This is a genomic window from Methylobacterium sp. Leaf113, assembly GCF_001423325.1.
GTDB lineage: Bacteria > Pseudomonadota > Alphaproteobacteria > Rhizobiales > Beijerinckiaceae > Methylobacterium.
Map to the genome: position 1 here is coordinate 1 of NZ_LMNJ01000039.1, position 8,299 is coordinate 8,299.

Here is an 8,299-nt window from a genome sequence, read left to right on the forward strand (position 1 = left end):
AGCAAGCCTTCGGCCGCTTTACACCGGACGAATGCCGTAACTACCTGATGGCCGCAGGCTACGATGCCTTTGACCCAACTTGATCGGGTGCAGCTCTAGGCCATGCTCCTGCACGAGGCCAAGCAGTCCTTCCCAGCCCCCGGCACGGGACCGCCGGATGGAGATCCGGGGGGCGTTCCTTCAGGGGGAGAACCCTCCGGAGAAGCCTTCTGTTGTGTCCCAATCTAAGTCCGCCGAAGGAGGACCAGGAGCGTGGGTTGCAGATCCCCCGGAGGCTTCCGGCCTATCCTTCATGGGAGAGGAATCGATCGGAGCGTACATGGCCATGGTGCTCCGGCCAAAGGGCAGGCAGGACCGCATCGACCTGAAGGTGCGCTTGCTTCGGTTTCCGGGCTAGGACCTTGCGCCCTTCGCGCCGTCGGCGGCGAGTGCCGGCGTCACCGGGTGAAGCTGATGGGGACGTCTGTGTCCGGGTGCCGGAATATCCCCATGCGAATCCCGTAGACGGCTTCCAGTGACTCCGGCGTTAGGAGGTCGTCCGGGGATCCGCGCCGAATGAGGTGCCCGCCGTGCAATGCGAGGATCTCGTCGCAGTAGCGGGCCGCCAGGTTGATGTCGTGCAGGACCACCAGCACCGTGACGCCGCGCGCATCGGCCAGGCGCCGGACCAGGGCCATCACCTCGACCTGGTGCGCGACGTCGAGGGCCGAGATCGGCTCGTCGAGGAGGAGGCAGCCGGCATCCTGCGCCACCAGCATGGCGAGCCAGACCCGCTGGCGCTCGCCCCCCGAGAGGCTGTCGACGAGACGCTCGGCGAAGGCCTCCGTGCCGGTGAGCGCCATCGCCTCCGTGACGATGCGGCGGTCGGTGGCGCCGATCCGCCCCAGGGCTCCGTGCCAGGGATAGCGGCCCATGGCGACGAGCTCGCGCACCAGCAGTCCCGGCGCCTGGGGCGTCGCCTGCGGCAGGTAGGCGACGGCGCGCGCGAAGGCCCTGTCGCCCCAGTCGTCAAGGGAGCGACCCCGGAAGCCGATGCGGCCCCCGCTCGGGCGCTGCTGGCGTCCCAGCAGCTTGATCAAGGTCGATTTGCCGGAACCGTTATGCCCCACGAGGCCGACGACGCCCCGGCTCGGCAAGTCGAGGGTGAGGGGAGCGAGGAGCTGGCGCCCGGGCACCACGAACGACACCCCATCGAGCCGATAGCCCACCGCGTCCCCCGCCGGTGGGGCGGCCCCGGGGGCTTCGGCGGGTGGAGAGGCCATGGCGATCATCCGGGATGGTCCGTCGGGGCGTGAGGTCGGGCGGGGCGGGATCAGGCCGAGGCGCGGACCGGGGGAGCGTCCCTCAGCAGCGCCTGCGCGATCTCCTGCCCGCGAACCACCAGGATGGAAAGCAGGGTGTCGCTCAGGCCGTGGCTCTCCTCGCTGAAACCCTGCAGGTAGATGGCCGGCTCGAAGCCGGGCCGGGTCCGCAGGCGGTAATCGCGATCGACGCCTCCGTCCGCGAGGTAGGGCTCCAGGGCCGGCATCAGGGACCGGACCCGGTCGCGCCGATAGCCGGTGGCCAGGATCACCGCGTCGTAGCGGTCCCGGCGGCGGGCGCCCTTGGCCTCGTCGACGAGGTCGAGCGCGACCTGCGGGCCGTGGTCGGTCACGGCCTCCACGCGGGTCCGCCGGAACAGGGCGTGCCGGGCCGCGCCCACAACCTTCTGCTGGTAGAGGATCTCGTAGATCCGGGTCAGGAGATCGCCGTCGATCACCGAGTAGTTGGTGCCGCGGAATTCCTCGATCAGCGCGCTGCGGCCCGGATCGGGCTGGCCATAGACGAAGTCGGTGAAGTCGGGATTGAAGATCTCGTTGACGAAGGGGCTGTCGTCGGCCGGCTTCAGGGCCTGGCCGCGGAAGATCATGTCGATCCGTGCGCCCGGCAGCCGGCTCTGGAGGTCGAGGAACAGCTCGGCGGCGGTCTGGCCGGCGCCGATCACGGCGATGCGCGGCGAGGGGCCGGCGAGGGGGAGCGCCTCGATGCTCCGAAGGTAGCCTGAGGAATGGAACACGCGCGGATTGCCATGCAAGCCCGCGAAGGCCTCCGGGATGCGCGGCTCGCCGCCCGTGGCGAGGACGACGGCCCGGGTCCGGCGGCGACGCTCGCGCCCAGCGCCGTCCGCCGAGCGCACGACGAGGTGGCGCACCGTCTCGCCCGTCCGCTCCGGCTCCACCGCCAGGACGGTCTCGCCGTAGTCGCACCGGTCGGCGAAGTGGGACGCCACCCAGCGCAGGTAGTCGTTGAACTCGATCCGGCTCGGATAGAACGACTTGCGGTTGATGTAGTCGGTCAGCCGGCCGTGCACGTGCAGGTAATTGATGAAGCTGAACGGGCTCGTCGGGTCGCGCAGGGTGACGAGGTCCTTCAGGAACGAGATCTGCATGCCGCTGTCGGGGAGCAGCATGCCACCGTGCCAGAGAAACTCGGGCTGGCGCTCCAGGTAGCGCACCCGGGCGGGGCGTCCGCTCCGGCGGCCGGCCTCGTCGAGGGCGATGGCGAGGGCGAGGTTCGACGGGCCGAAGCCGATCCCGATCACGTCCTGCACGGCGCCGTCCGGTCTCTCGCCGCCGAAGGTGAACGCCTCGGAATCAGCGGCCGGGCTTCGAAGGCCCAGGGCGGCGTCGGACTGATAGCCTTCTGTCATGCGGCGGCTCCCAGCGCGCGGTCTGCGATTGTCGCGTCGTCCACGCGCGCGGGCTGCGCCTGCGGCGGGTTCGGCGCCCACAGCCGCTCGCCGAAGAAGCGCTCGCGCAACAGCATCACCAGGGCGGCGCGCTTGTGCGGGAAGTCGAAGGTCTTGATGCGGGCGAAGCCCGAGCGTTCGAGGTTGCGCAGCTGCTGGACGTGATCGGCCCGGGGCTCGCCGACGATCCGGTCGGTGCGCGCATCGTCGAGGAAGAGGGCGTGCATCAGCGAGGGCAGCCAGGCGGAGACGTAGGGCCGGCCACGGAACCGGTCCTCGCCCACCAGCACGTGCCAGCCGCGATCGTAGTCGCGCACCTCGTAGAACGGCGCGAGGCGGTTCTCCTTGGCCCAGTACACCTCGAAATAGCCGAACGGTTCGTCGCCGAAGCTGCCGATCAGGGGGAGCATGTGCGGATCGGCGATGAGGCCGGCGAGGTAGGCCTCGTGCTTGGCGCGGGGACCCGCCTCCGCCCAGACCGCGTTGACGCGCGGGTCGTTCATCCAGCGGTGCAGCCGATCGACGTCGTCGAGGGTCGCCGCCCGGAACGCAACCGACTGTCCGAGCCAGGGGATGAAGCGCCGATAGAGGAGTCCCGTGGGCTTGGGCGCCCGCAGGGGATGGCGCCGCCCCTCGGTCATCACCGGCATGGCGGGGAAGTCCCGGCGCGACGGGTCCGCGAGCCAGGGCTCGGGGCGCTGCAAGAGCAGGGCGGCATGGACCGCGAGCGCGTCCCCGTCACCCACTGCGAGGCCCGCGGCGCGCAGGGCCGGCACGAGATCCGCGGCGCCCGCGAGGTCCAGACCGATCCGGTCCTGGTCCGGATGGGCCGCCGAGACGGCCTCGAACGCGGCCATCAGGGCGGGCAGCGCGGTTGCGGCGTCCAGGCCCTCCCCATCCTCGAAGGTCAGGCGGACGGGGCCGGTCCCGGACAGCCGCAAGCGCAGGGCCACACGGTCGTCCGCCACGACGCTGAGCTGTTCGCCGGCCTGGTGGACGATCCGGGGGCGGCCGGCCGCCTCTCCGGCGCGAAAGGGCATGGGGGTTCGCAACATCGGCCTCGCCTTCGCTGGCAGGTCTGCACGGCTGACAGGTCTGCACGCCGGCAGGTTCTCCGCTGTCAGGCGCGGACCGCCCCCGATCGCGCCGGGGACGCAGCACCTGTTGCCCACAAGGACGCCGGGGCGCCGCCGCGATTTAGGCCCGGCCCGAACTTTTTTCGCGGCGTCGGACTAAATTCGCGGCGGCCCTCACCGTCCTGCCTAGCGAGACCGCAGCGTTCCGGGAGCAGGCCCATGGCGATCGACGACAGCGAAGCGACGTTCCTCGTCGTCCTCAACCACGAGGCGCAATACTCCATCTGGCCGTCCTTCCGGCCGGTGCCGCAGGGCTGGGCCGCCACCGGATATTCAGGGATCCGGGCCGACTGCCTCGCCCATATCGACACGGTCTGGACCGACATGCGCCCGGCCTCGCTGCGGCGCGCCCTCGACGGGGACGCGCCGGCGCCCCGGACCTGAGCCCGCCGCTGCTCCCCAGCCTCGCATGTCGTCAGGAGATCCGATGACCGTCGTCGTCCCGCGCGCTCCGATCACGGTGGCCCCCGCCCGCGATTTCGTCCGCCACCTGCGCGGGCTGGCCGAGGCCCATGGCCCGGTCGCCGCCCTGCATTTCCTCGACGATCCGGCCTCCGGCGAGATCACGGTGAGCTACGCGGACCTCGACCGGCGCGTCCGGGCCGTCGCTGCCCGGCTCCAGGGCCATGCGCTGCCGGGCGACCGGGTCGCCGTGATGCTGGAGACGGGCCTCGACTACGTGGCGGCCTTCTTCGGCTGCCTCTATGCCGGCCTGATCGCGGTGCCGGCCTTCCCGCCCGAGGCACGCCGGGCGCAGCATCAGGCCCGGCTGTCGGCGGTCCTGACGGATTCCGAGCCGGCGGCGATCCTCGTGCACCGCGAGGCCGCCGACATCGTCCGGGCCTTGCCGGGGGCCGCCGCGGCGGTGGTCCTCAGCGTCGAGGACATCGCGACGGCGGAGGCCGCGGACTGGCGAGGCCAATTGCCGGAGCCGGACGGGATCGCCTTCCTACAATACACCTCCGGCTCCACGGCCTCGCCCAAGGGCGTCGTGGTCAGCCACGCCAACCTGATGGCGAACGAGCGCGCGATCCGCGATGGCCTCGGCTTCCGCGCGGACGACGTGGTGGTGAGCTGGCTGCCGCTCTACCACGACATGGGCCTGATCGGTGGGCTGCTGCAGCCGATCCATGCCGGCATCCCGGCTGTGCTGATGTCGCCCAAGTACTTCCTGGGGCGTCCCGCCCGCTGGCCGGAGGCGATCCACCGCCATCGCGGCACGGTGAGCGGCGGCCCCGACTTCGCCTTCCGGCTCTGCCATGACCGCATCGACGACGACGCCCTGGCGCGCCTCGACCTATCCTCCTGGCAGGTGGCCTTCTCGGGCTCCGAGATGGTGCGCGCCGCGACCATGGCGGATTTCGCCGCGCGCTTCGCCCCTGCCGGCTTTGACCCGCGCGCGCTCATGCCCTGCTACGGCCTCGCCGAGGCGACCCTGTTCGTTTCGGCGGGCAGGCGCGGCGCCGGCTTGTGCAGCCTCGACCTCGACCCCGGGAGCCTAGCCCGGGGCGAGGCACGGGAGACGGCGAGCGAGGAGGCGAGCCGCCTCGTTGAGTGCGGCATGTCGCAGGAAGACCACCCGGTCAGGATCGCCGACCCGGCCGGGGTCTTCCTGCCGGAGGGCGTCGTCGGCGAGGTCCGCGTCTCCGGTCCCAGCCTCGCCCAGGGCTATTGGCGCAACCCGGCGGCGAGCGCCGAGACCTTCCCGGAGGTCGAGGGCCGGCGCTGGCTGCGTACCGGCGACCTCGGCTTCCTGACGGCGGGGCGGCTCGTCCTGGTGGGACGGGCCAAGGACCTCATCATCCTGCGCGGGCAGAACGTCTATCCGCAGGACGTCGAGCGGGTGGTCGAGGCGGAGGTCGACATCCTGCGCCAGGGCCGGATCGCCGCCTTCGGCCTGGAACGCGAGGGCCGCGAGGGCATCGGCGTCGCCGTGGAAGTCTCGCGCAGCGTCCAGAAGCTGGTGCGGCCCGAGGCTCTGGCGGTTCTGGTCTCGGAAGCCGTGGCCGACGCTTTCCTGGAGACCGCCCGCGTCGTCGTGCTCCTCAATCCGGGCGGCCTGCCGCGCACCTCCAGCGGCAAGATCCAGCGCGGGGCGACCCGAGAGGGCTGGCTGGCGGGCAGCCTCGATGCCTACGCGGTGATCGAGGATGGCCGGCTGGCCGGGGCGCGAACGCAGCAATCCGCGGCTCTCACGCCCACCGAGGCACTGGTGGCCGGGCTGTTCGCCCGGATCCTCGGGCGGACGGAGCAGGATCGCGACAGCCACTTCTTCGCCCAAGGGGGCGATTCCCTCAGCGCGATCCGCATCCTGACCGAGATCCACGCCGCGACCGGCCTGTCCCTGCCCGCCGCGACCCTGTTCGCCCATCCGCGCCTCGGCGCCCTCGCGCAGGCCCTGGACCGCCTGCGCGAGGGCGCCGCCCAGGCCGCGATCCCGCGCGCGGATCGGTCGGGCGCGCTACCGCTCTCGCCCGGCCAGGACCGCCTATGGTTCGAGGCCGCCTACGGCGACGGCCCCGGCCACCACATAGCCGGCGGACTGCGCCTCGACGGCCCCATGGACCGTGCGGCCCTCGAAACCACCCTGTCCGCGCTGACGGCGCGCCACGAGGCCTTCCGCACGCGGCTGCGCCAGCGCCCGGACGGGCGGGCGGATGCCGTGATCGATCCCGTGGGAGCATCGGCCGGCCTGCCCGAAACGGACCTGTCTGGGCTCGACGAGCGGGCGCGCGAAGAAGCCCTGGAGGCGCTCATGCACGCAGAGGCGGAGGCTCCCTTCACCCTCGATGGCGGCGCCCTCTCCCGGTTCCGGCTGGTGCGCTGCGCCCCCGAGGCGCACGTGCTTCTCGTCACGATGCACCACATCGTCTCCGACGGCTGGTCGATGCGGGTGATCCTGCGCGAATGGCCGGCCCTCTATGCGGCGGCCCGCGCGGGCCGGGCGGATTCCCTCGAGCCCCTGCAGATCCAGCCCGTCGACGTCGCGGCTTGGCAGCGCGACCCGGCCCGGGAAGCGGCCCGCGCCGAGGACCTCGCCTGGTGGCGCGCGCGCCTGGATGGCCCGGAGCCGGATCTCGCTTTGAGCGACCGCGCCCGCGCACCCGAGACGGCGTCCCCCGGCCTGCTCGCTTTCCAGATCGATCCGGCCCTCGGCCGCGGCGTGGCGGATTTCGCGCGCGCCACCGCCACCTCGCCCTTCGCCGTGCTGACCGCCGCCTTCGCGCTGATCCTGGGCCGCTTCGCGGGGACGCGCGCCCTGCGCCTCGCCCTGCCGGTGGCCGGGCGCCAGCGCCCGGAGACGGAGGGCCTCGTCGGCCTCTTCGTGAACACCCTGGTCATCCCGGTCGCGATCGAGCCCACCGGCGACGGGCGCGACCTTGTCGCTCGGGTCTGGTCCGTGCTGGCGGAGGCGCAGGCCCATGCCGAGCTGCCGTTCGAGCGCCTGGTGGAGGCGCTGCAGCCGCAGCGCGTGCCCGGCCGCGCCCCCCTGGCGCAGGTCATGATCAGCCAGCAGCCGGCCGGGCTCGGCACCCTCGGGGAGGCGGGCGGCCTCAGCCTCACGGCTTTCGGGCGGGATACAGGCACTCCGGCCTTTGACCTCGTTCTGGAAGTCGCGGAGAACGCGGAGGCGCCCGCCTGCACCTTCGCCTATCGCACCGCGCTGTTCGACGCCCCAGCGGTCACGAGAATCCGCGACGGTTTCCTTCGTCTTCTGGTTGCGCTGGTGGCGGAGCCGTCGCGGCGGGTGGACCTCCTGCCCCTCGTCCCGGAACGGACCCGCCTGGCCCTGTCGGCCCCCTATCCCGGACCGCTCCCCCTGGCCGAGGACCTCCTGCCCGGCCTGATCGCGCGCGCCGCCGCCGTACGCCCCGACGCGCCCGCCGTGATCGGCGGCGAGACCACCACCTTCGCCGAGCTCGACGCCAGCGCCAACCGCCTCGCCCACGCCCTCGTCCGGCACGGCGTCCGGGCCGAAACCCGCGTCGCCGTCGCCCTGCCGCGCTCCGCCCGCCAGATCGCCGCCTTCCTCGCCGTCCTGCGCGCGGGCGGCGCCTTCCTGCCCCTCGATGCCGGCCTGCCCGCCCCGCGCCTGGCCAGCCTCCTGGCCGAGGCCCGGCCCAGCCTCGTTCTCGTCGATCCCAACACCCGCGCGCGGTTGGCCGAGGCCCTGGCGCTGCTGCCGGAGCTCGGTCCCGGCGCACCAAGGTCTGAGGCTGCGCCCAGGCCGAAGGCCGAGCCTGAGCCCGTCCTGCTCGACCATGACGCCCTCGACCTCGCGGCCGAGCCCGCCACCGCCCCCGCCGTCACGCTGCACCCGGACCAGCTCGCCTATGTCATCCACACCTCCGGCTCCACCGGCCGGCCCAAGGGCGTGGCCGTCACCCACGGACCCCTGGCCGCCCATATCCGCGCCACCGGCGCCCTCTACGAG

The 8,299-nt window shown here is 72.6% G+C and carries 5 protein-coding genes; 2 read left to right on the forward strand and 3 right to left on the reverse strand.

Going from position 1 to position 8,299, the window contains the following annotated elements; genetic code table 11:
* Positions 1–437 precede the first annotated feature (437 nt).
* From ASF60_RS18170 to ASF60_RS18180, 3 genes are read right to left on the reverse strand one after another with little or no spacing between them, the layout of a single operon-like run.
* Entirely contained in the window at positions 438–1,262 is an 825-nt protein-coding gene (locus ASF60_RS18170; RefSeq protein ID WP_056188294.1) for an ATP-binding cassette domain-containing protein, read from the reverse strand.
* Between the two features lie 50 nt (positions 1,263–1,312).
* A complete protein-coding gene (locus ASF60_RS18175; protein ID WP_082508065.1) occupies positions 1,313–2,689 on the reverse strand; it encodes a lysine N(6)-hydroxylase/L-ornithine N(5)-oxygenase family protein in 1,377 nt (458 codons plus the stop codon).
* Positions 2,686–3,768: a GNAT family N-acetyltransferase gene (locus ASF60_RS18180; protein WP_056188288.1), complete on the reverse strand. Its 1,083-nt coding sequence runs from the start codon at positions 3,766–3,768 to the stop codon at positions 2,686–2,688. The genes ASF60_RS18175 and ASF60_RS18180 overlap by 4 nt, the downstream gene beginning before the upstream one ends.
* A gap of 255 nt (positions 3,769–4,023) precedes the next feature.
* On the opposite strand from ASF60_RS18180, the gene ASF60_RS18185 reads away from it, so the two are divergent.
* Positions 4,024–4,248: an MbtH family protein gene (locus tag ASF60_RS18185; RefSeq protein WP_056188290.1), complete on the forward strand. Its 225-nt coding sequence runs from the start codon at positions 4,024–4,026 to the stop codon at positions 4,246–4,248.
* 43 nt (positions 4,249–4,291) lie between these two features.
* Positions 4,292–8,299: AMP-binding protein (locus ASF60_RS18190; protein WP_156634279.1), on the forward strand; the 4,008-nt coding region annotated here is incomplete at its 3' end.